We start from the raw sequence: 22,177 nt of genomic DNA on the forward strand, positions 1-22,177 counted from the left end.
GTATGAGATGTTGCAAGAGCAATGTTTGTGGAATATGACCGCACCTATTATTGATACTTACAGCCAGATGAATAGCGATACTGAAGCGACTATTTGTATCATAGGCGGCGGTTATACAGGATTATCGGCTGCGATTTATTTGGCAGAAAAAGGCGTCAAAGTTATCCTTTTAGAGAGCCATACCATTGGTAGTGGCGGCTCAGGAAAAAGCGTCGGATTGGTCAATGCAGGCACTTGGGCGCGCCCTGATGATTTGGATATTGCGCTAGGTGAAGCGGCAGGTGAGCGTCTAACTGAAGCCCTCGGACAAGCGCCAAGCTTAGTATTCGACTTAATCAAACGTTATAATATCGATGCCCAAGCCACTCAAGCCGGTAATATCCACATGGCACATAACGCTAAAGGTGAAGTCGATGTCGATATTAGATACGAGCAACTTAGCCGCCGCGGTGCGAATGTTGAAGTGCTAACTGGCAGTAAATGCCATGAATATTGCGGGACGACAAGTATCAATAAAGCATTACTAGATCATCGGGCTGGTACGATAAATCCGCTGGCTTATGTCAGAGGACTTGCAAAAGTCGCTACCAGTCTTGGTGTGACTATCTACGAGCATTCCGCTGTTGAAGCCTTAGAAAAAGTAGACGGTTATTGGTATACAAGAACCGCTAAAGCTCGCGTCAAGTCCGATCGCGTCATCATTGCGACCAATGCTTATACCGAAGGCGAGTGGACAGAAATCACAAAGACGTTTTATTTGGTTTATTACTATCAGATTGCATCTGAGCCGCTCAGCGGAGAGGCGGCAGATCGAATTTTGCCATACAAAACAGGGGCATGGGATACACGCTTGGCCTTGTCTAGCTTTCGCCGTGATGAGGATGATCGTCTATTATTGGGAACGGTGGGTGGTACACAGCTTAAACCAAAATCCTTTTATCAATCATGGGCCAATGCGGTGCAAAAAAGCTATTATCCAGATTTGCCAGCATTTAAATGGCAGTATGAATGGACTGGTAGCTTTGGCTTTACGCAAGATCATATTTTTCGAGTCATGGAACCCGACGAGGGCTTGCTGACAGCAACGGCCTATAACGGTCGCGGCATTACCACAGGCACGCTAATGGGTAAGTGCTTTGCAGATTATATAATGACAGGTAATAGAGATAGTATTCCCTTACCATTTAAGACCTTAGAAGAGGCAAAAGTTTCTTTTGGCGGGATGAAATCTGGCTTTACTGAGTTGGGGTTGACTTTATATCATGCAGGTCAATGTCTAAAAATAATTAGATAGCTTTGTTGAGTCATCTTCTGATTTTTTCTACCGTTTTTAAATATAAAGGTATTCAGACTTTGACGGCGATAGAGAGACCGTAACAATCGTGTGATTACCAAAGCGTATTAATATCAGTATTTATTTTCTATTATCTGATATGCTATCATCTTTAAGTCATTATCGTGGGTTTAACAGTTTTGTCATTGCCAGCCATTATCGTTATAAATGGTGGCGTACAAACCTTGCAACTTCCAGCACGATATAAAATAATTCTGGTAAAGCGCATGAGCCTGTACTCCGACATCCTCATTTGTGCCTGATTTTATTTGCCTATTTGGGCGTATTTCACCCTTTTTCGTCGGAGTTACAGGAGTCTAAGGTGTTCAATATCATGAGCCACATTGCTAACCAATCCACATATACCCGTCATTACCACCCACGTCATCTTCTCGCCCAGTATGCGATCAATCAGATAGCGACACTTGAGCTGCGTTCGCAAGATATTGTTAAAGCCATGGGTTATCCTATCAAGCATACCATCCCTGCTTGTGAGCGCCTACGTCACGTATTATCGAATAAATACCTTGGGCTTGATGGCAGCTATATGGATAAATATTTTACCGCTGAAGAATTTTTAGCCGCACTATTTGCTGTGCTGGATATCCCTTATACGCTGTTTGCAGAAGACATTGCCCAGATCAAAGATGCTGCTGTGCACGCTGAGCATGATAATAAAAATTCATCCTATGGCAGTGTGAGTAATGGCTATCAGCAGATGAGTGAACAAGATTATGAAATGGTTGATAGATTAGAAGAATATAAGCTAAAAAAATCTAAGGAATGTTAATTTCTAAGCATTAGTTTTTAAGAATTAAGTAAAGCCTCACTACCAAGTGAGGCTTTTTTCGTTGTGATCTTTAATGATGAAATTGAAAATTTGACTGGTATGAATATTTCATAATATCGTACAAGTTATTGTATATCGAACTGATTATATGTCAGGCTTTGATATGGCTCGCCATAAAATCACGAATAACGCATCAAACTCTGCATTAATGGGCGTGTCAGTCTGGCGAATGATATGCATCAAGCCAAGACGACTGATAAAACCCATAAACACATCAAAAAGTATATAAAGGGGCACGGTATCATTTAGTACTCCGCGGTTTTGACCATCTTCTAATACATTCAAAAATGCGCCAATCAGCTCTTTATTTTCATAAATTGCAATATTACGTATACGTGATGCCGATACCGAAGACAGTACCATCACCGCATCGGGATGTGAGTCTACAAAGTCAAAACAGACCCATAATGTCTTGCGTAGCCGATCTTGCACGCTATCAATGCCTTGCAAGTGATCCATGATACGCGCCGCCAATCTGCCTAATACGATATCCATAATGGTATAAAACAGCGTTTGTTTATCGCCAAAATATTTATAAAGCGTTTGTAGAGAGACGTTGGCAGACTTTGCAATTTGTACCATGGTCACTTCATTAGAATCAAAACCTGCAAACACTTTACGAACGGCTTTTTCAATTTTTTCTAAAGTAGCAGGGCGCATATCGGATAAGGGTGCCAAGGCGCGGGTTTCAATCGTGCTAGGTATCTGGCTCGTGGTTTTCATCGTTGGTTTCGTAGCTCCTTTACGGTAGGTATTGTTAGATAGCTCATGCTTGAAGTAGTACATCATTTAAGGATTAATAAGATAAAAGTAAGTTGGGTAATTTTAATTACTATTATTATTTAATTGGTTGCGCATTGTCTTTTACTGTCCTAGTATAAGTCTTATACCTTAGTAAGTATAAAGAATATGTAAGTTATTTCTAATGGTAATATAAATTACCATAAAATGGAGATTTTACTTAATATCTTTTTTATATTAACCAGCATCAATTCCCCATCGTCAAGGACAGACAATATGAGTATTGAAAAATTCACCCCGAACTGGATGACCGAAGAGCACCAGATGGTGCATGACAGCGCGCTTAAAATGTTTCAATCGTGGGAGCCAAAGGACGAGCAGTGGCGCAAAAACGGCATGATTGACCGCGAAGCTTGGAACGAGGCGGGCGCCATGGGTTTTTTATGTGCATCGATTCCAGAGCAATATGGCGGCGGCGGTGGTGACTTTGGTCATGAAGCGGCGCTTCTTTATGCGCAGGCTGAGGCTAATCAATCCGGATTCGGCGGCATGGTACATTCAGGTATTGTCGCGCCTTATATCTTGAGTCATGGTACGGAAGCGCAGAAAAAAGAATGGCTACCTAAGATGGCGACCGGTGAGTATGTGGCTGCGATTGCTATGACCGAACCGGGTACTGGCTCAGATTTGCAGAACATCAAAACCTATGCGGTAAAAGACGGTGATGATTACGTTATCAATGGCTCAAAAACCTTTATTACCAATGGTCAGCATGCCAACCTAATTTTGCTCGCCTGCAAAACCGATCGTGAAAAAGGTGCGCAAGGTGTTTCGCTTATCGTGGTAGAAACGGACAAAGTAGAAGGGTTTGAGCGTGGTCGTAATCTCGATAAGATTGGTCTGACCTCACAAGATACTTCGGAGTTATTTTTCAGCAATGTACGTGTGCCGCAAACGAATCTATTGGGCACTGTCGAAGGCATGGGTTTTATTCAAATGATGCAAGAGCTGCCACGCGAGCGTCTAATTATTGCTTTAACGGGCGTTGGTGCGATGAAGCTCGCGATTAATTTGACCCTAGATTATGTCAAAGGCCGTGAAGCGTTTGGTAAACATATTTGGGAGTTTCAAAATACGCGTTTTAAAATGGCAGAATGCTACGCCGATTATCTCGCTGCCAGCACGATGTGTGATGCCGCTGTCGATGCCATGTTAGAAGGCAAGTTGACGGTACCACAGGCGTCTTTGATTAAATACTGGGTAACACAAAAGCAGTGTGACGTGATCGACGAATGCGTCCAGCTGTTTGGCGGTTATGGCTACATGACAGAATATCCGATTGCTCGTTTGTACGCTGATGCGCGAGTACAAAAAATCTACGGCGGCACCAATGAAATCATGAAAGAGCTGGCGTCACGCTTTATGTAAGTGGCTGATGTAATTGTTTATTTTAATTATTGGTTCTAGTTCTTGATTCTAACATGGCGATTATATTGCCATTATTGTTATTTATTATAAAAAATAAAAAGGGATTTTTATGACTGAGACTGCTTACATTTATGATGCTATCCGTACCCCGCGTGGTAAAGGCAAAAAGGATGGCTCTTTGTATCAGGCGTCACCGATTTGGCTTGCCCGTACCTTGTTAAAGGAAATGCAACAGCGCCATCATTTGGATACCAGTTTGGTCGATGATGTGGTGCTTGGTTGCGTGACACCCGTTGGCGAGCAGGGTTCTGATATTGCCCGTATAGCCGTCATTGATGCAGGATGGGCGCAAAGTGTGGCGGGTGTCACTTTATCTCGATTTTGTGCCTCAGGTCTGGAGTCTATCAATCTGGCCGCTGCCAAAATCATGTCAGGTATGGAGGACATGGTGGTTGCAGGCGGCGTAGAGTCGATGAGCCGCGTACCGATGGGATCTGATAGCGGTGCATGGTATATGGATCCACGGGTTAATGAAGCGACGCATTTTGTTCCGCAAGGCGTTGGCGCTGATACCATAGCGACGCTAAAAGGCTTTAGCCGCACCGATGTTGATGCGTTTGCTACCGAGTCACATCGCCGCGCCGCGCATGCTTGGGAGCAGGGCTATTATGATAAATCGGTCGTTCCCGTCACGGATATCAATGGCATGACGTTATTGGATAAAGACGAAACCATTCGTCCTAATACCAATATCGAAACCTTAGCAGGTCTCAATCCTTCTTTTATTATGCCGGGTAAGATGGGCTTTGATAGCGTTATCTTGGACAGATATACCACCATTGAAAAAGTAAATCACGTGCATCATGCGGGCAATTCTTCAGGCATCGTTGATGGTGCTGCAATTTGCTTAGTTGGTAGCGCTGCTGCTGGCAAAAAAGCAGGTCTAAAACCACGTGCTAAAATCACTATGGCTGCAGTCATTGGCTCAGAACCCGCCATTATGCTGACAGGGCCAACGCCTGCCTGCCAAAAAGCGCTCAAAAAAGCAGGTATGCAAGCTTCAGATATAGACCTATGGGAAATCAATGAAGCCTTTGCTGCCGTTCCGCTGAATACTGCCGATGACTTCGGCATCTCGCTTGATATCGTCAACGTCAATGGCGGCGCTATCGCGATGGGTCATCCACTTGGCGCAACGGGCGCGATGCTCATGACTACTGTTCTTGATGAATTAGAACGTCGCGACCTAAAAACCGCGATGATCACTTTGTGTGTCGGTGGTGGTATGGGCATCGCTACTATCATTGAGCGCGTATAGTGCTGATAGCGCTAATAGATTTTAGTGATTGTCATTAGTTTCTAGTGACTGATATCGACATAGAATAATATAAAAAGGACTTAATATGAGCATAAACAGCGTAGACGCCATCAATGCATTGAACCACTTTTCTGCCGAATCTGATAATGGCATTATCACCGTCACGATTGACCAAAGCAGCCGCAAAATGAATGTCATCGGTGACGGTTTCACCGATAGTTTTGCAGTGATGGCTGACAGCTTTATTAACGACGCGTCCGCCAAAGGTTTGATTTTAACCTCTGGCAAAGAGACGTTTGTGGTCGGTGCCGATATTGATCAGTTGGCTAATATTAAAACCGCTGAACAAGCCTTTGAGCTGGTCGAAGACCTAAAAGCTACCTTACGCAAACTAGAGAAATCAGGTAAACCTGTCGTTGCTGCTATGACTGGAACGGCACTTGGCGGTGGTTTGGAGTTGGCATTGGCCTGTCATTATCGTATCGCGATTGATGCTCCTAAAACTAAATTGGGTCTGCCTGAGGTCAAATTGGGCTTGCTGCCGGGCGGCGGAGGTACTCAGCGTTTACCGCGATTGGTTGGTATTCAATCAGCTTTAGAGCTTATGACGCAAGGTAAAGAGCTGCGTCCAACGGCTGCTAAATATATGGGTTTAATTGATGCCGTTGCCACTGATAAAGCAGATATGCTCAAGCAGGCGACAGACTGGATTAACGCCAATCCCAGTGCCCAGCAGCCATGGGATAAAAAAGGTTTTAAAATTCCCGGCGGTGATAGTAAAAATCCTAGTATTGTGCCGATATTTTCTATTGCACCAGCCATGGCCAATCAAAAGTCACACGGCAATTATCCAGCCATTACTCATATCATGTCTTGCGTGTTCGAGGGCTGTTTAGTGGATATCGATACGGGACTCGAGCTTGAGTCGCGTTACTTCGCGGCTTGTGTGCTGTCTGCTGAATCTAGAAATATGATCAACACGCTATGGACGCAGCTGAATAGTATTAAAAAAGGTCAATCTCGTCCAAATGGCTTTGAGCGCTATAAAACCAAAACCGTCGGTATTTTAGGTGCAGGTATGATGGGCGCGGGCATCGCTTATGTCACTGCAAAGGCGGGAATCGACGTTGTACTCCTCGACACTGAAATGGCAGGCGCTGAAAAAGGCAAAGCATATTCTGCCACCATTTTGGATAAAGCCATTAGCCGTAAACGCTCCACGGAAGATAAAAAACAGGCGTTACTCAATCGCATCAAGCCGACAGTTTCTTATGATGATTTAGCAGAATGTGATCTGATTATCGAAGCGGTGTTTGAAAATCGTGAGATTAAAGCCAAGTGTACTCAGCAAAGCGAGGCGGTGATTCCTAACACGGTTGTCTATGCATCTAATACGTCGACACTTCCTATCACTGGATTGGCAAAAGCCAGCACCCGTCCCAATCAATTTATCGGTCTGCATTTCTTCTCGCCAGTCGATAAGATGCCGTTGGTTGAGATTATCATGGGCGAGCAAACGGATGACGCCACTTTAGCAAAAGCGTTTGATTATGTGCTACAAATCGGTAAAACACCTATCGTTGTTAATGACAGTCGGGGTTTTTATACGTCACGAGTATTTGGCACTTATGTGTCAGAAGGAGTGGCGATGTTAGGCGAGGGCGTCCATCCGCGCAGCATCGAAGTTGCTGGCATGAAAACTGGCATGCCCATGCCGCCACTGGCATTGCAAGATGAGGTGTCATTAAGTTTGGCGTTGCATGTGAGCGAACAACAGCAGCTGGATATGGCAGCGGAAGGTAAACCCATTGCTGTGCGTCCTTCATACGAGATACTGAAAACGCTGGTCAAAGAACACAATCGGGAGGGCAAAAAGAATGGTAAAGGCTTTTATGAGTATGCCGATAATGGCGACAAATACTTGTGGCCTGAGCTGATGAATTTATACCCAGCAAAAGCAGAGCAGCCATCACAGCAAGATTTAATCGATCGTTTGATGTTTATCCAAGCCAACGAATCTGCTAAATGTTATCAAGAAAACGTCGTGCGCTCTGTCGCTGATACCAATGTCGGTTCCATTTTTGGTTGGGGCTTTGCGCCATATCAAGGCGGTACGCTACAGTTTATTAATGCGATGGGGTTAGAGGCGTTCATCACGCGTAGCCGTGAACTTGCGGCTCAATACGGTGAGCGTTTTGAGCCAGCGCAGATTGTGCTAGACATGGCAGATAAAGGTGAGGTGTTTTCTGATGACTGAGCTGATGGTTAATTCTACGATTCATTCTGCAATCAATACGAGCACTGGTTCAATGATAGATTTAATGGCAGATTGCTTACAAGGGCTGCGCGTCGTTGATTTGACTCGTAATTTACCGGGACCTTTTGCCACACGTTTGCTTGCAGATTTGGGCGCAGAAATCATTAAGATTGAACCCAAAAATGGTGATCCTGCCAGAGCCTTTGGTGAATTATTTAAAGCACTAAATCATGGCAAAACTACTGAAAGTCATGATTTCCGTGATCCTCAAGGTATTGCTGCTATCAAAGCGCACCTCAAAGATGCTGATGTTATGTTGGACAGCTTTCGCCCCGGCGTCCTAAAAGGCATGGGACTAGATGCCAAAACGCTGCATGCGATTAATCCAAAGCTAGTCATGGTATCGATTACTGGTTATGGTTTGGCATCTAGCGATTCGAAAACTGAGATTAATCATGACTGGGCTGATAAAGCCGGTCATGATATTAACTTTATGGCGATGAGCGGTATTTTAGACCAATTAAAGACGGCGGACGGCGAGCAGGCAATGCCTAACGTTCAATTTGCAGATTTGGCAGGCGGCAGTGATACCGCTGTGATTGCACTGCTTGCTGCCGTATTCGCCGCCCAGCGGACGGGCAAAGGTCGTCATGTTGCCGTTAGTATGACGCACAGCTTGTATCAGCATATGGTCATGCCAAAGGCAACGGGAACACTGGTGAAAAGTTTCTCAGGACAACAACCAGCACCGCATCATGATTTTCTGGGTGGATTATTACCTTGCTATCGCCTATACAAAACTTCAGACGAGCGCTATATGGCCATTGGTTCGTTAGAGCTGAAATTCTGGCAAGGGCTGTGTGAAGTATTGGATTTGTCTGCGCTCAAGAATAGCCATTGGCAACGTGGCGTTATGCCAAATACCTCTGAAAGCCAAGCGGCGGCTAAGGCGATAAGCGATAAATTTGCCAGTCAAACACTTGAGCATTGGCAGCAAGTTTTTGCGCTCGTTGATGTTTGTGTCACCCCTGTGCTTAGCCTCAGTGAAGCAAAAGCACATCCCTTATTTGTCCATCAAGATGCGTATGATGCAACGTCAGGATGGCAGCAGGTTCAGTAGTTAGGTTTTTTATAAGAAACGCTTCAAAGCCATTGAGTTTTTCATAAGTTAATTACCAAGGAAGGTAAGTTATGGATCAGTTTTGGACGCAGCATTATCCTAAAGGGATAAATGCACAGATAGCGCCGCCACATAATACATTGATTGACATGTTTGATGACAAATTAACAGAATATGCCAGCCATGAATTTATCACCAACATGGGTGTTACTTATTCTTATGGGCAAGTTGATAGCATGTCATTGGCTATTGCGGCTTGGATTCAAAGTCTGGGTCTAGCAAAGGGTTCGGTCATAGGCATCATGATGCCCAATGTCAACCATTACCTGCCTATTGTCATAGGGATAATTCGCGCTGGTATGGTCACAACGCTCATCAATCCACTGTATAGTCCTCGTGAATTGAGACATCAATTGGCTGACTCAGATACTGCTGTATTATTTATATTAGAACCATTTTGCAAAACGTTAGAGAAAATCATCAAAGACACGCCTGTCAAAACCGTGGTCATCAGCAAGATTGGCGATATGTTAGGAGTAGTGAAAGGTGCACTTGTTAATATCGCTGCCAAATATGTCAAAAAAGCCATTCCCCGTTATCAGTTGAAATCAAATTCTCGTTATACCGTGACTCGCTATAAAGCCGTTTTAAAACGCGCCAAAAAATTAAGCTATTCTCGTCCTAGCATTCAAGCGGACGACTTATTAATGCTGCAATATACTGGCGGTACGACAGGTGTTGCCAAAGGCATCTTGATTACCAATCAAAATGTTGTGACCGCCACTTATCAGTTTGTCGAATGGTTCAAGCCAGTCTATGACGCCATGTCTGATAGTACTCAAATAAATACCATTGTTGCTTTACCGCTGTATCATATTTATGCGTTTATCTGCTCAATAGTTGGGTTGAGTGTGGGTCAGCATCTCACACTGGTTACCAATCCACGTGATATTGAAGGGTTTATTAGGATATTGCGCAAGCGTCCTTTTCATCTATTGCCTGGTGTCAATACTTTGTTCCAAGCCCTGCTGATGAATCCCAAATTTAAGGAGCTGGATTTTTCCGCATGCAAGTTAACCCTAGTCGGTGGTATGGCAGCGACCCCTGAAACCGCTAAGCGCTGGCGTGAAGTCACAGGTCTGCCTATCCTCGAAGGCTGGGGTATGTCTGAGACGCTAGGCGTGGGTACCGCCAATCCATTTAATGGCACTGAATATAGTGGCAATGTAGGGTTTCCACTGCCTAGTGTCGATATCAGTATCCGTGATGACGATGAAAATATTCTCGCCATAAATGAAGTTGGTGAGATGTGCATCAAAGGTGACAACGTCATTACTCATTATCATAATATTGACAATACGACGTTTTTTACCGCTGATGGTTACTTAAAAACAGGTGATATTGCGTCTATGAACGAGCAGGGTGCTATTAAGATATATGACCGTAAAAAAGACATGATTATCGTCAGTGGCTTCAACGTTTATCCTAACGAAGTAGAAAACATCATTGAGGAGCACCCTAAGGTTGCCGAATGTTCAGTGGTTGGTATTGATGATAAGTTGCAGGGTCAGTCGGTCAAAGCCTACGTTGTAAAATCTGATGACAGCTTAAATGAGGATGATATTAAAGTGCTGTGCCAAGCAAATCTGGCCGCCTATAAATGCCCGCGTCATATCGAATTCATAGACGAGTTACCCAAATCAACTGTCGGAAAAATACTGCGTCACAAGCTGAGAAAATTGGCTCATGAAGCCTAACGACTACTCAACAGACTCTCATCAATAACATCTACGTTTAACGCATTTTGTCTGTCATCTATTGGCAGGCTTTCTGTTTTTAGAAGACCTCACTTAATAAGATTAAATGAGGTCTTCTATTTTGGCAAATGCTCATGGGATTGTTTTCGATACTTTATCTAGGGCGTGTCCTCATTTTAAAAATGGTGATAAAAATGAGATAAATTGCCGTCAAACAAGGAAGCTAGCACCGTTAATATCGAGATATTGATAAGCTATTTGACGATTTTTAACAAAATTTAGCCATTTTTAGCCCATTTAGAGAGTAATTGATTGAATTGAGGACACGCCCTAATGTTGTTTGATGTCATCGTATTGTCATGGCTCTTTAACCAAAATGTCACAACTACTGGCTACACTGCTGACCTAGGCAACACAAATAATAAATGATCAGGTTGGTTGATATGTTAGAGCTTAGAGGTGTGACGAAAAAGTATGAGAATAAAGTCATCTTTGAAGATATTTCCCTCAAAATTAATAAGGGCGAAATTGTCTCAATCTTAGGGCCTTCTGGATGTGGTAAAACGACTTTATTGCATATTATCTTGGGTTTGACGGGTATCAATGGCGGTCGTCTTGCTTATAATGGCGAAGACATTACACGAGTGCCGATGAAAAAAAGAGGCTTCAATATTGTCTTTCAAGACTATGCATTGTTTCCCAATCTAAATGTCAAACAAAATATCGAATACGGTTTACGCAATAATCCCCATATTAGCACGCAAGCAGAAGTCGATGAACTGGTCGACTTACTCGATATCGAAGCCCACCTAAATAAACGCATCAGCCAACTGTCTGGTGGTCAAAAGCAACGCGTGGCACTCGCACGCACTTTGGTGATGAAGCCTAAAATACTGCTATTAGATGAGCCTTTATCTGCGCTAGATGGTGTCATCAAAGAAACCATCAAAGCGCGTATCCGTGAGATTTCCGTTCGCTATCAGTTGACGACGTTAATAGTCACTCATGATCCAGAAGAAGCCATGACGTTATCTGATCGTATTTTACTGCTCTCAGACGGCAAAGTGGCACAGTTCGCGACACCAACGGAAATCATTCGCAACCCAGCCAATGATTTTGTCAAAAACTTCATTCTCAATCAGCTCAATATCAAGCGTCGCAATATCTTAAGTTTATTTGCAGATGATGGCGCAAACATCGACCCCTTAAGCAAATATACCCAGCGCCAACATTACGGTCAGGATGACAGTGTGGTGACTCATCGTTATGACGATATCGATGGTATTGACACTATCGACAATACTGACGATCTTAATGTTATTAAAGACAGTCATCAGCAAAAACGAAAAGATGCCACCATCAACTAATATTGATTAACAATAAAAATGTTGTGAATGAACGTATTTGACCATTTGATCGTCTTGGATATTTATGAAATTGAGCAATTCACCCCTCGTAAAAGCAATTTGGCTATTCGTTGCTGTTTTATTCGTCATGTTTATGTTTGTGCCATTAGTCAAGCTGCTGGCACTGTCTTTGAATGTCGGTGATGCATTAGGGCTAGAAAACTACACCAGTATTTTGAGCAGTGATGGCTTTTTGCAGACCATGCAGAACAGCTTTTTTGTGGCGACGATGAGTGCGCTTAGCGCGACGTTTTTGGGCTTTATTTTGGCTTATACGGTGCATTGGAGCAATTTGCCCAAAGGTTTTAAACAATTTATTAAGCTGGCGGCATTATTTCCTATGTTGTTGCCAACCGTCACCTATGGCTTTGCCATTATTTATACCTTTGGCAAACAAGGCTTGCTGACTCAGATTCTTGGCTTTCAACTGTTTGAGGACATATATGGCTTTTATGGCATGTGGCTTGGTTATACCATTTATACCTTGCCCATTGCTTTTTTATTATTGAACAATACGTTCCAATATTTGGACAAAAAGTTTGTCGTTGTATCAGAGTTGATGGGAGACTCTCCTTATCGCCAGTTTGACATGACTGTGGTGCGCCCTCTAATCGGCACCTTTGCAGCAGCGATGATTCAATGTTTCTTTTTAGCCTTTACAGACTTTGGTATTCCAGCGTCGATTGGGGGGCAATATAGCGTCATCGCCACTGAGCTTTATACCCAAATCTTAGGCGCGTCACCGTCATTCGAAAAGGGGGCAGTGGTTGCGTTATTTATGCTGGTGCCATCCATCCTAAGCATCGCCATACTATGGTACGTGGCACGCTTCAATGTGCGCTATGACTCAGTTGAAATGATTGATCTGCCCACCTCAAAAATCAAAGACCGTGTTTTGGCGGTGTTATCGAGTGTGATTTTAGCCTCACTGTTACTGGTATTCGCCGTGATATTCATCATCCCATGGATTAAATCATGGCCTTATCAGATGGTCTTCACCACCGAGATTGTCAGCGAGGCTTTAGAGTCTGCCAATCTGATGCGGGTCTATAAAAACTCATTACTTGTGGCGGTATTAACGGCGGTGTTTGGCACCTTGATTACGTATTTTTCAGCCCTGTTATACGAGCGCTCAAGCCTTTTTAAACTGGGAAAATTCAGTATTGAAAGCTCGGCATTAGTGACCAATACGGTGCCTGGAATGGTCGTCGGTATTGCCTATTTGATGGTGTTTTCGGGGTCGGCGGTCGCCAATACTATTTTTATCATCGTGATTAGCAACATCATTCATTACTTTGCCACGCCTTATTTGATGAGTAAAAACGCACTGTCCAAAATGAATTTGGGCTGGGAGACGACGGCTGGTCTGTTGGGTGACTCATGGTTTGCATCGTTACGCCGCATCGTCGTGCCCAATTCGTTTTTTACGCTAATTGAAGTCGCTTCATTCTATTTTATCAGCGCTATGGTGACGATTAGCGCGGTTATCTTTATTTCAGGTGCCAAAACCATGGTACTCACCACCAAGATAGTTGAGCTACAGCACTTTGCGCGCTTCGATGAGATTTTTATCTTGTCGCTGATGATATTGCTGACCAATATTGGCGCACTGATGTTGTTTGCTATTGTCCGTCATATTTATAGCAAACGGCTCTCTGGTACAACGGCAATAAAAACCAAGAAAAAACCTAAGTCAATGGTGGTACCAACGTCTTCTTAGTCTTACCCATCGGTCAAGCGCATTGATAAGACTTATTTTCGTTTTATATTTTAAGCAACAACTTTTTCATTATTAAAACATCAACAAATAATAGGACAAATAATGTTTTTATTCAAAACGTTAGTGGCAAGTTTCGCGTGTGGAATCGTATTAGCAGGTTGTAATTCACCTGAGTCGGAAGGAGATGCTTCTAGCAATATCGAAGAAGTGGTCATTTATAGCAATGCCGACGAAGAAGCGGTCGAGGTCATCCAAGAGGTTTTAGACGAAGCAGGCTATGAGGGTCAGTATGTCTTTCAGTCTTTTGGGACAGGGGAGTTGGGTGGGCGTTTGCTGGCAGAAGGCGATAATACAGAGGCGGATATGGTGACGATGAGCTCTTTCTACTTAGAAAGTGCCCAAGCCAAGCATCCTATGTTTAAAGAATTGACCTTTGACGTTGATCCGCAAGTGGCGGTCCCAAATTACTATGCACCAATACTGGGTTTTACGGGCGCTATTATTTTAAACACAAAAGAGATGGCGGCGCAAAATCTGCCCAGACCAACCAGTGCCAAGGATTTGGCAAACCCGATCTACAAAAATAAAATCGCGATGGTGGATCCTAATGGCTCATCGACAGGTTGGCTCTTTATTCAAGACGTCACCGCTACTTATGGAATGGGCGCTGAAGGGCAGAAAATTATGAACGATATCCGCACCAATGCGGGTCCCAATCTAGAGTTGTCAGGCTCAGGTCCGATCAAAAAAGTGATGGCAGGTGAGGTGCCGATTGGTTTTGGCTTGCGTCATCAAGCAATCGCAAACAAAGCACAAGGCTTGCCCATTGATTATGTTGACCCAAGTGAAGGAAATTATACGCTAACGGAATCGGTAGCCGTTATTGATAAAGGCGAGAACACCAATCCAAATGCGATAAAAATGGCTGAAATCATTGTTAAAAATGCGCGTCCAAAATTATTGACGATATACCCAAATGTGATTTATGACGGTGAAACAGTCGCTCCTGACAATCAAATCAAAAACAGTAAAACGTACGGCGAGCCATTGACGGCTGAGCTGCTAGACAAGCACAGAGCGTTTTTCCATGGACAAACTGAATCGTAAATGAATCCATAAAAACCGTGATGAGTAGTCATTGTTCAAATGCACTATTTCATTGGCTAGTGAAATCCTTAAAACATGGATTGAGCCGCTAAAACATAAATTGAGTATCATTTGTAATCAATCATAAAGAAGAAAAAAGCTATGACAGGGACAAGTAAATTATCAGGTAAACAGTATGATGTGGTCGTCGTCGGGGGCGGTATCGTTGGTCTTGCCAGCGCTTATGCTGCCGTAAAAAAAGGGCTGAAAGTGGCGCTGGTAGAGCGTGAAGCACAGAATAAAGATGCCTCGATTCGTAACTTTGGCTTTGTGACGGTTAGTGGTCAGCGTAGCGGTGAACATTGGCAACGTGCCATGCACTCACGCAATATCTGGGCGGATATCGCGCCAAAAGCCGGTATCAAGGTTGAGCATACCGGTCTGCACATGCTGGTTCAGCGCCCTGAAGCGATGAGCGTTGCCGATGCGTTTTTGAAGACTGACATGGGCGAGTCCTGTCGCTTATTGAGTCAATCAGAAATACAGGAGCAGACGCCTTATCTTAGAACAGGGTTGGGCGTTTTATATAGCCCGCATGAGCTGAGAGTCGAGTCAAATACCGCGATTGGCAAATTGGCGGACTGGTTAGCACAAGTGCATGGCGTGGATTTTTATAACAAAACCACGGTTCAGGTGGTTGACTTGCCCACTGTTCATACCAGTCGAGGGACATTACATACGGCGCATTGTGTGATCTGTCCTGGGGCAGATTTACATGGCTTATATCCTGATACTTTAGCGCAGTCTGATGCCAAACTCTGTACCCTCAATATGATGCGCGTGATGCCAAGGCAAGCGTTCAAACTAAATGCTGCTGTCATGTCAGATCTGAGTTTTGCTCGTTATGATGGGTTTGCGCAGCTACCAGAAGCTCGTGCGCTTATCAGCTTACTAGATGACACCCAAGCTGCTGAGCGCAAGGCTGGCGTACATTTAATCGTTGTTCAATCAGCGGATGGCTCACTTATCATTGGTGACAGTCATAATTACTGTGATAAAGAGCTGCCCTTTAGAGACACTTATCAAGATAACTTAATCATCAACGAGTTCAAAAAGGTCATGGATATCGGTGAGGTAGACATCACTCAGCACTGGTTAGGGGTCTATCCAAGTGCCGACAATGTCGTGTTTAAAGCATCACCAGAAGCAGGCGTTGCCATCGGTACCATCACAAGCGGCACAGGCGCATCAACGGGATTTGCCTTTGGTGAAGAGTTAATTAATTTAGTATTGGAGTCAAAATAATGAATACAGATATTCATCGTATCAAAGCGCCATTCGACGCGATCAAACTGTGTGTCTTTGATATGGCAGGCACGACCGTCAATGAAAACAATTTGGTTTATAAAACCGTATGTGATGCGATCAATCACACCTTACAACAGGTTGGTCGAACAGACATTCAGGTCAATCTAGAGGTGTGTTTAGAGTTTGGGGCTGGCAAAGAAAAGCGACAAGCCATTAGCGATATACTCAATGAAGTATGCAAAAATGACAATACCGCGACCGCTGATAGGGAAAAATGGACGGATGCTGCCTTTAATACGTTTAAATCAGCGTTGGCATCAGCCTATACCAAGGACACGGTAGCAACCTTCGATGGCATGCTAGATTTTTTCACTCAGTTAAAGCAGTCAGGTAGAAAAGTCGTGCTAAATACGGGCTACGATATTCAGACTGCCAATAAAATATTAACCATTTTAGGATGGTCAGTGGGTCGTGATATTGATGCTTTGATTACAGCAGATGATGTGCACAATGGTCGTCCTGCGCCAGATATGATTACCCTTGCTATGGACAAGTTTGGGATTGAGCATTCGCAACAGGTATTGAAAGCAGGGGACAGCGGCATCGATATCGAAGAAGGCAAAAATGCCCATTGTGGTCTATGTATTGGGGTGCTCACTGGTGCTCAAACCCATGTGCAACTGGAGAAATATTCACCAGATATCGTGCTTGAGAAGCTTACGGATCTGGCGTCATTAATCTAGAGTATGTCCTCAATTTAATTGAGGCATCTATATGGGTTAAAAATGGCTAGATTAAGACATGGGCTACTTTAATGGCACATTTTAGAAGGAGAGGAATCATTACATGATTTCTCTCCTTCTTCTTTCATAGAAGTAACGATAAATATAAGGACAGACAGGCTTATCAATTTTCGAACAGCATAATGTGTGGAATATTTGTCTTGAAATTTTAGCCCACTCTAATGCTGCTCTAATGCTTTTAGACCTGCTTTGGCGATGTGTACATCTTCGCTGCCATGTGCGCCGCCCACCCCGATACCACCAACTACGATACCATCGATATAAATGGGTACGCCGCCATCTAAGATAAGGATGCTTTCATCCAGATAGCGTAGGTCTTCAGGAATCGTGCCGTCTTTGATGCCTTTGGCGATGACCGCCGTTTCTCTTTTTTGTGAGTTTGCGGTATAGGCTTTTTTATAACTGGCACGCACGGTATGCACGCCTGCGCGGTGATCTCTGAGCACTGCTAAGGTTTGTCCGGAGGCGTCAACGACGGTGACAGACACCATCAAATTATTGCTTTTGGCTTCTAATGCGGCAGCATTCACTATGTTTTGTGCCATCTCGCCAGTCAATAATGGAATGGTTGCCATCTCTGCTCCTTGGGTTATTACGTTTGGTTTGATCACTTGTACTTGATACTGTGAGTGTGAGGTGTTGGCACACGCGGAGATGGACAACAGTGAATTTGTAAGCGCGGCATAGATAACGAGTTTTTTCATAATCAGTCCTTTCATAGTTAATCCTTGAGGTTGTTTTGAATATCGCATGACGTGATTCAATACGCCTGAATCAAAGCTTAGACAAGTTAATTGCCTGATGATAACTTGCTGGAGCAAACTTGATGGTGACAAACAGCATACCGATAAGGCTGATCAATAGCATCCACCAAACCGCTTGAAAACTGCCAGTCGACTCGCGTAGCACACCTGCCATATAAGGCGCGATGGCGGTAATAATAAAGCCGATGCCTTGGACAAATGCTGCCAGTGCCCCAGCGAGTTTAGGTTTGGACAAATGATCTAACGCGACGGTCAGTGTCAATGAAAAGCAGGCACCAAGACCACAGCCAATCAAGGCAATCCACAAGATGAGCAAAGCTGTCGGCATGGTAATCAAACCTATAAATCCAGCGATTTGTATGCCTACGGCAAAAAACAACCAAGGTCGGCGGTCGGGGCGATGGGCGGACAACATTGGAATAACCAGCGCACCAATGACCTGAAAAATCGTCATGATACCGATCAGCTCGCCACTATTTTGCGCGCTCCAGCCCAAAGTCTGCGCATAGCTTGGCAACCATGCAATCATACAAGCGTATCCAGCGTTTGCCAGACCAAAATAACTTGCTAGCAGCCAAGCACGGCGATTGCCAAAAAAGTTGATTTTTACCCCGTCGTCTCGATTTTCCATCTGCTCAGAGGGGCGCCGCCACCACAGTACGAGGGCAAAAACTGGCACTACCAGCCAAATACCCAAACCGGATTGCCAACTGTCGTAATGTTGAGCGACCACCGGACTCAAGATAGCGGCAACCCCGCCACCAGTCATCAGTGCAGCAGAGTAAACGCCCATAGCAAGTGGTACGCGTGCAGGATACCAACGCTTGACCACACCAGGTGCCATTGCTTGCACGATGGCGATACCTGTGCCGCCTACTAAGGCACTGGCTATCAGCGTCCCTCCAGTATCTAACCACAAGCGCCATACACCCGCGAAGGCAATCGCAAACAGACCGCCTGTGATCCACGCGCTTTCACTAAATCGTCGCCCAATCCAAGGCAACAGTAGCGGAAATATACCCATACACAGCATCGGCAGCACCACCAATAAAGAGGCGGCCTGCAAACCCATCGCTGTGCTTAGGCGAATTTCTGTCAGCAACGGACCAGTAGAAGTGATCGTTGGGCGCAGCGTCATCGCCAACCCAGCAATCACCATCATAGGAAATAACAAGGTCAGTATCGACGAACGCACCGTGGAAGAGATATGATCGGTACTCATGAATAATATAAAATCCGTATTAAGAAAGGCAGTACCAAAAAATCACTGCCTGAGTCGCCAAAAAAGCCGACGTCACTATATGCCGAACGTCGACTTTTTCAATAAGTACTATTTTTACAAACCGCTGATTAAACTGCTATTTAATGCATCATTTAAAAAGGTTTGAACGGTAGGAACTTACCATCTAGAGTAATCACTGCGCGGTCACCACCTTCAGGATCAGCCACTTTTTTGATATCCATTTTGAAATTAATGGCACTGATGATACCATCACCAAATTGCTCATGAACCAAGGCTTTTAGCGTGGTGCCATATACCTGCATCATCTCATAAAAACGGTAGATTGTCGGATCAGTAGGAATCTCACTACCAACGCTGCCTCGTGATGGAATACATTGTAGTAACGCGATGGCGTCCTCATCAAGTCCTAAAGTTTCACCAACTTTTTGGGCGGCATCAGCAGGTAGCGGATGCTGACCTAGCAAAGCGGCAGTGACAAAGACATCACTCAAGCCTGTTCCTGAAGCGATTTGCTCAAATGACAGGTTCTTTGCCGCTTTGGCAGCAATGATGGTGTCCGTTAATGTTTGACGTGCGGTGTTGCTTACTTGAGACTGAATCATAATAATACCTTTTGAGGTTGGTGGTGGTTATTGGGTTAATGATGCTTATGAATCATTTGGGTTAATTGATTTTCTGATTATGCATAGTCATTGATAATGACAGTTATGTAACGCTAAACGGCGACTGCCAGTGGCGATATCGGATAAGCGCGAACCTCAGTGTGCGTGGCCAATGAGACAAATTCATTGGTCACGCCATCTAAGGCATCGATATCACCGGACTCGATATCGTAAACCCAGCCATGTAGTGCCAAACGATTTTCTCTTAGCGCCAAACGTATCGAAGGATGGGTTTTGATATTTTCGATTTGAGCGATGACATTTTCACGAACCATAGAGGCGACCCGCTCGCTATCACTGTCATGTTCACGGGCTTCATTGACCACCCGTGCTGAGTCAGCGTAGCGTAGCCAGCTGCCTACCGCTGGCATATGATCCATGCAGGTGCAGGTGCAGGTGCAGTTGGCAATTGCAGTCATCGCGCCGCAGTCTGAGTGCCCGCAAATCACCACATCCGTGACTTTTAAGGCGGTAACGGCGTACTCAACTGACGCCGATACACCACCAGGCTCAGGACCATAAGAAGGCACAATGTTGCCAGCATTGCGAATTACGAATAGACCACCGGGTTCGTGTTGAGTAACGAGCTCAGGCACTAAGCGGCTGTCTGAACAAGAAATAAACAGTGTGCGCGGGTTTTGTTTGGTCGCCAAATTTTTGAATAAATCGGCGCGCTTAGGATAGGCGTCACTGTGAAATTTTAGAAAACCTTCAATAATATCTTTCATCGCGTTGGTCTCTGTGTAGTTGATGAAAGGAATGATACGCCGCTATCGTTATAAGGTAAAATACTCGTATATTATGATGTCGATAATAATTACTTATGACCAAACCTTGATCAATCCCTAATCCACACGAGATGACCCATGATTCTTCGGCACATTAAGTATTTTTTGGCAGTGGCAGAGTACCAAAGCTTTACCCAAGCAGCAGCGTCTTTGTACGTCTCACAGCCAGCGTTATCGCAGCAGATTAAGCAGTTGGAAGAAGGTCTAGGTGCGACTTTATTTGATCGCTCTGGTCGCCGTGTCACATTGACCGATGCCGGTGACGTCTATGCGTGCTATGCCCATAGAGCCTTGCAGGATTTGGAGGAAGGACGGCGCGCCATTCACGATGTGCAGGATCTCAGTCGCGGTGCGTTGCGGATTGCGATTACGCCTACTTTTACCACGTATTTGCTTGGACCTTTAATCAAAGCGTTTCATACTCGTTATCCGAGTCTCACGCTAAGCGTGCAGGAGATGTCACAGGAGCAGATGGAAAAGCAAATACTCGATGATGAGTTTGATGTGGGTATTGCTTTTGAAGATGTGCAGTCTGCCGATATCGATACACAAACCTTGCTGATAGAGACGCTCGCACTGGTTGTTAGTAAACATAACCCTCTTGCTAAGCAAATGGCGATTGACTTGCCAACGCTACACGCGCAGTCACTTGTATTGCTGAGCCGCGAATTTGCCACGCGCGAACAGATTGAGCATTATTGTCGCCAGCATGACATTGCGCCAAACGTACTGATGGAGGCAAACTCGCTAAGCGCAGTGATCGAAATGGTTCGCCATACCCAACTGACCACCTTATTACCTTCCAACATCGCTCATAATTATGATGAGCTGGTGGCGATTACCTTAGCGCCGTCTTTGCTCCAGCGTACAGCGGTATTACTACAACGAAAAGGTGCGTATCAGAGCGCTGCTACCAAGGCATTTGTTGCGTTGGCACATGAGGTTTGTTCGAACACGGTTGAATCCAAGGCACTGTTTTTCAAATAGAATAAACTTAGAAAACGAACGGTCACGATGAGATAGGCAAAAGGTCAATGACGCAAACCTTAATTCACTACTTTTTTCACTTCGGCATGCCTTTAATCTTGGCTTATGTGTTTTTCCGCAATGATTACAAAAGGGTTTATCTGATACTGCTCGCCACTATGTTGGTTGATTTGGATCATCTGCTAGCAACGCCTATTTTCTCGCCCAATCGCTGTAGTATTAACTTTCACCCGCTGCACAGTTATTATGCAATGGCAGTATATGTGACTATGTTAGTACTGCCTAAGCCATATAGAGTCATAGGTTTGGGCTTGCTGTTGCATATGCTGACGGATTTAAATGACTGCGTTATGACGTATGCCCAAATCCCCCAAGCGTTGGATGATGCGCCAGCTCGTGAGCTGGTCATATGGCTAGCAAATAGGTTTAAGTAGTATTTTTTAACTTTCCATCGCATGCTCATTAATCCCGTATTTATTATGGGTACATTATATTTTCTAAAGAATCGTATTATTTACTGAGGATTTAGTTCTACACTAAGCCTAAATTCAGTATACATACAATAAATATAGACAAAAAAAGCCTCACTTATTAATAGTGAGGCTT

At 44.3% G+C, this 22,177-nt stretch carries 19 protein-coding genes; 14 read left to right on the forward strand and 5 right to left on the reverse strand.

What is annotated here, in order from left to right; translation table 11 throughout:
• The first annotated feature begins 7 nt into the window (after window positions 1-7).
• Together ACP7AE_RS08260 and ACP7AE_RS08265 are read left to right on the forward strand one after the other, a co-directional pair.
• A complete protein-coding gene (locus ACP7AE_RS08260) occupies window positions 8-1,294 on the forward strand; it encodes an NAD(P)/FAD-dependent oxidoreductase (protein ID WP_426242450.1) in 1,287 nt (428 codons plus the stop codon).
• Between the two features lie 373 nt (window positions 1,295-1,667).
• On the forward strand, window positions 1,668-2,123 hold the full coding sequence (locus ACP7AE_RS08265) for a hypothetical protein (RefSeq protein WP_426242452.1): 456 nt from the start codon (window positions 1,668-1,670) through the stop codon (window positions 2,121-2,123).
• Between the two features lie 144 nt (window positions 2,124-2,267).
• On the opposite strand, the gene ACP7AE_RS08270 is transcribed toward ACP7AE_RS08265, so the two are convergent.
• A complete protein-coding gene (locus tag ACP7AE_RS08270; RefSeq protein WP_426242454.1) occupies window positions 2,268-2,906 on the reverse strand; it encodes a TetR/AcrR family transcriptional regulator in 639 nt (212 codons plus the stop codon).
• Between the two features lie 294 nt (window positions 2,907-3,200).
• Between ACP7AE_RS08270 and ACP7AE_RS08275 the strand changes: the two genes are divergently transcribed.
• The 10 genes from ACP7AE_RS08275 to ACP7AE_RS08320 all read left to right on the forward strand — a co-directional run bounded on the left by ACP7AE_RS08275 (window position 3,201) and on the right by ACP7AE_RS08320 (window position 17,067).
• The gene (locus ACP7AE_RS08275; protein WP_426242456.1) at window positions 3,201-4,352 is read left to right on the forward strand and encodes an acyl-CoA dehydrogenase family protein; all 1,152 of its coding nucleotides are present in this window, start codon (window positions 3,201-3,203) and stop codon (window positions 4,350-4,352) included.
• 109 nt (window positions 4,353-4,461) lie between these two features.
• Window positions 4,462-5,670, forward strand: a complete 1,209-nt coding sequence (locus tag ACP7AE_RS08280; protein WP_426242458.1) for an acetyl-CoA C-acetyltransferase — start codon at window positions 4,462-4,464, stop codon at window positions 5,668-5,670.
• An 85-nt stretch (window positions 5,671-5,755) separates the two neighbouring features.
• A complete protein-coding gene (locus tag ACP7AE_RS08285; protein WP_426242460.1) occupies window positions 5,756-7,927 on the forward strand; it encodes a 3-hydroxyacyl-CoA dehydrogenase NAD-binding domain-containing protein in 2,172 nt (723 codons plus the stop codon).
• Between the two features lie 52 nt (window positions 7,928-7,979).
• Window positions 7,980-9,047: a CaiB/BaiF CoA transferase family protein gene (locus tag ACP7AE_RS08290; protein WP_426242584.1), complete on the forward strand. Its 1,068-nt coding sequence runs from the start codon at window positions 7,980-7,982 to the stop codon at window positions 9,045-9,047.
• 71 nt (window positions 9,048-9,118) lie between these two features.
• Complete coding sequence (locus ACP7AE_RS08295) at window positions 9,119-10,804, forward strand: AMP-binding protein (RefSeq protein ID WP_426242462.1); 1,686 nt, start codon at window positions 9,119-9,121, stop codon at window positions 10,802-10,804.
• Window positions 10,805-11,247: 443 nt separating this feature from the next.
• The gene (locus tag ACP7AE_RS08300; protein ID WP_201540312.1) at window positions 11,248-12,171 is read left to right on the forward strand and encodes an ABC transporter ATP-binding protein; all 924 of its coding nucleotides are present in this window, start codon (window positions 11,248-11,250) and stop codon (window positions 12,169-12,171) included.
• Window positions 12,172-12,235: 64 nt separating this feature from the next.
• Entirely contained in the window at window positions 12,236-13,930 is a 1,695-nt protein-coding gene (locus ACP7AE_RS08305; RefSeq protein ID WP_426242464.1) for an ABC transporter permease subunit, read from the forward strand.
• A 102-nt stretch (window positions 13,931-14,032) separates the two neighbouring features.
• Window positions 14,033-15,037, forward strand: a complete 1,005-nt coding sequence (locus tag ACP7AE_RS08310) for an ABC transporter substrate-binding protein (RefSeq protein ID WP_426242466.1) — start codon at window positions 14,033-14,035, stop codon at window positions 15,035-15,037.
• Between the two features lie 141 nt (window positions 15,038-15,178).
• Window positions 15,179-16,321 (forward strand): TIGR03364 family FAD-dependent oxidoreductase, encoded by a 1,143-nt coding sequence (locus tag ACP7AE_RS08315; RefSeq protein WP_201540315.1) that lies wholly within the window; start codon window positions 15,179-15,181, stop codon window positions 16,319-16,321.
• On the forward strand, window positions 16,321-17,067 hold the full coding sequence (locus ACP7AE_RS08320; RefSeq protein ID WP_201540316.1) for an HAD family hydrolase: 747 nt from the start codon (window positions 16,321-16,323) through the stop codon (window positions 17,065-17,067). Before ACP7AE_RS08315 ends, ACP7AE_RS08320 begins: the two co-directional genes overlap by 1 nt.
• Before the next feature lie 218 nt (window positions 17,068-17,285).
• Here the strand turns inward: ACP7AE_RS08320 and ACP7AE_RS08325 are convergent, their stop codons facing one another.
• The 4 genes from ACP7AE_RS08325 to ACP7AE_RS08340 all read right to left on the reverse strand — a co-directional run bounded on the left by ACP7AE_RS08325 (window position 17,286) and on the right by ACP7AE_RS08340 (window position 20,524).
• Window positions 17,286-17,846: a GlcG/HbpS family heme-binding protein gene (locus ACP7AE_RS08325; RefSeq protein WP_426242469.1), complete on the reverse strand. Its 561-nt coding sequence runs from the start codon at window positions 17,844-17,846 to the stop codon at window positions 17,286-17,288.
• Window positions 17,847-17,901: 55 nt separating this feature from the next.
• On the reverse strand, window positions 17,902-19,113 hold the full coding sequence (locus ACP7AE_RS08330; protein ID WP_201540317.1) for a CynX/NimT family MFS transporter: 1,212 nt from the start codon (window positions 19,111-19,113) through the stop codon (window positions 17,902-17,904).
• Between the two features lie 152 nt (window positions 19,114-19,265).
• Complete coding sequence (cynS, locus tag ACP7AE_RS08335) at window positions 19,266-19,736, reverse strand: cyanase (RefSeq protein ID WP_060491359.1); 471 nt, start codon at window positions 19,734-19,736, stop codon at window positions 19,266-19,268.
• A 113-nt stretch (window positions 19,737-19,849) separates the two neighbouring features.
• Window positions 19,850-20,524, reverse strand: a complete 675-nt coding sequence (locus ACP7AE_RS08340) for a carbonic anhydrase (protein WP_426242471.1) — start codon at window positions 20,522-20,524, stop codon at window positions 19,850-19,852.
• Window positions 20,525-20,662: 138 nt separating this feature from the next.
• Between ACP7AE_RS08340 and cynR the strand changes: the two genes are divergently transcribed.
• A complete protein-coding gene (cynR, locus tag ACP7AE_RS08345; protein ID WP_426242473.1) occupies window positions 20,663-21,571 on the forward strand; it encodes a transcriptional regulator CynR in 909 nt (302 codons plus the stop codon).
• Between the two features lie 47 nt (window positions 21,572-21,618).
• Window positions 21,619-22,005 (forward strand): DUF6122 family protein, encoded by a 387-nt coding sequence (locus ACP7AE_RS08350; protein ID WP_201604407.1) that lies wholly within the window; start codon window positions 21,619-21,621, stop codon window positions 22,003-22,005.
• The last annotated feature ends 172 nt before the right edge of the window (window positions 22,006-22,177 follow it).

The sequence above is a fragment of the Psychrobacter sp. TWP2-1-2 genome (assembly GCF_049896785.1).
In the GTDB taxonomy this organism is placed as follows: Bacteria; Pseudomonadota; Gammaproteobacteria; order Pseudomonadales; family Moraxellaceae; genus Psychrobacter.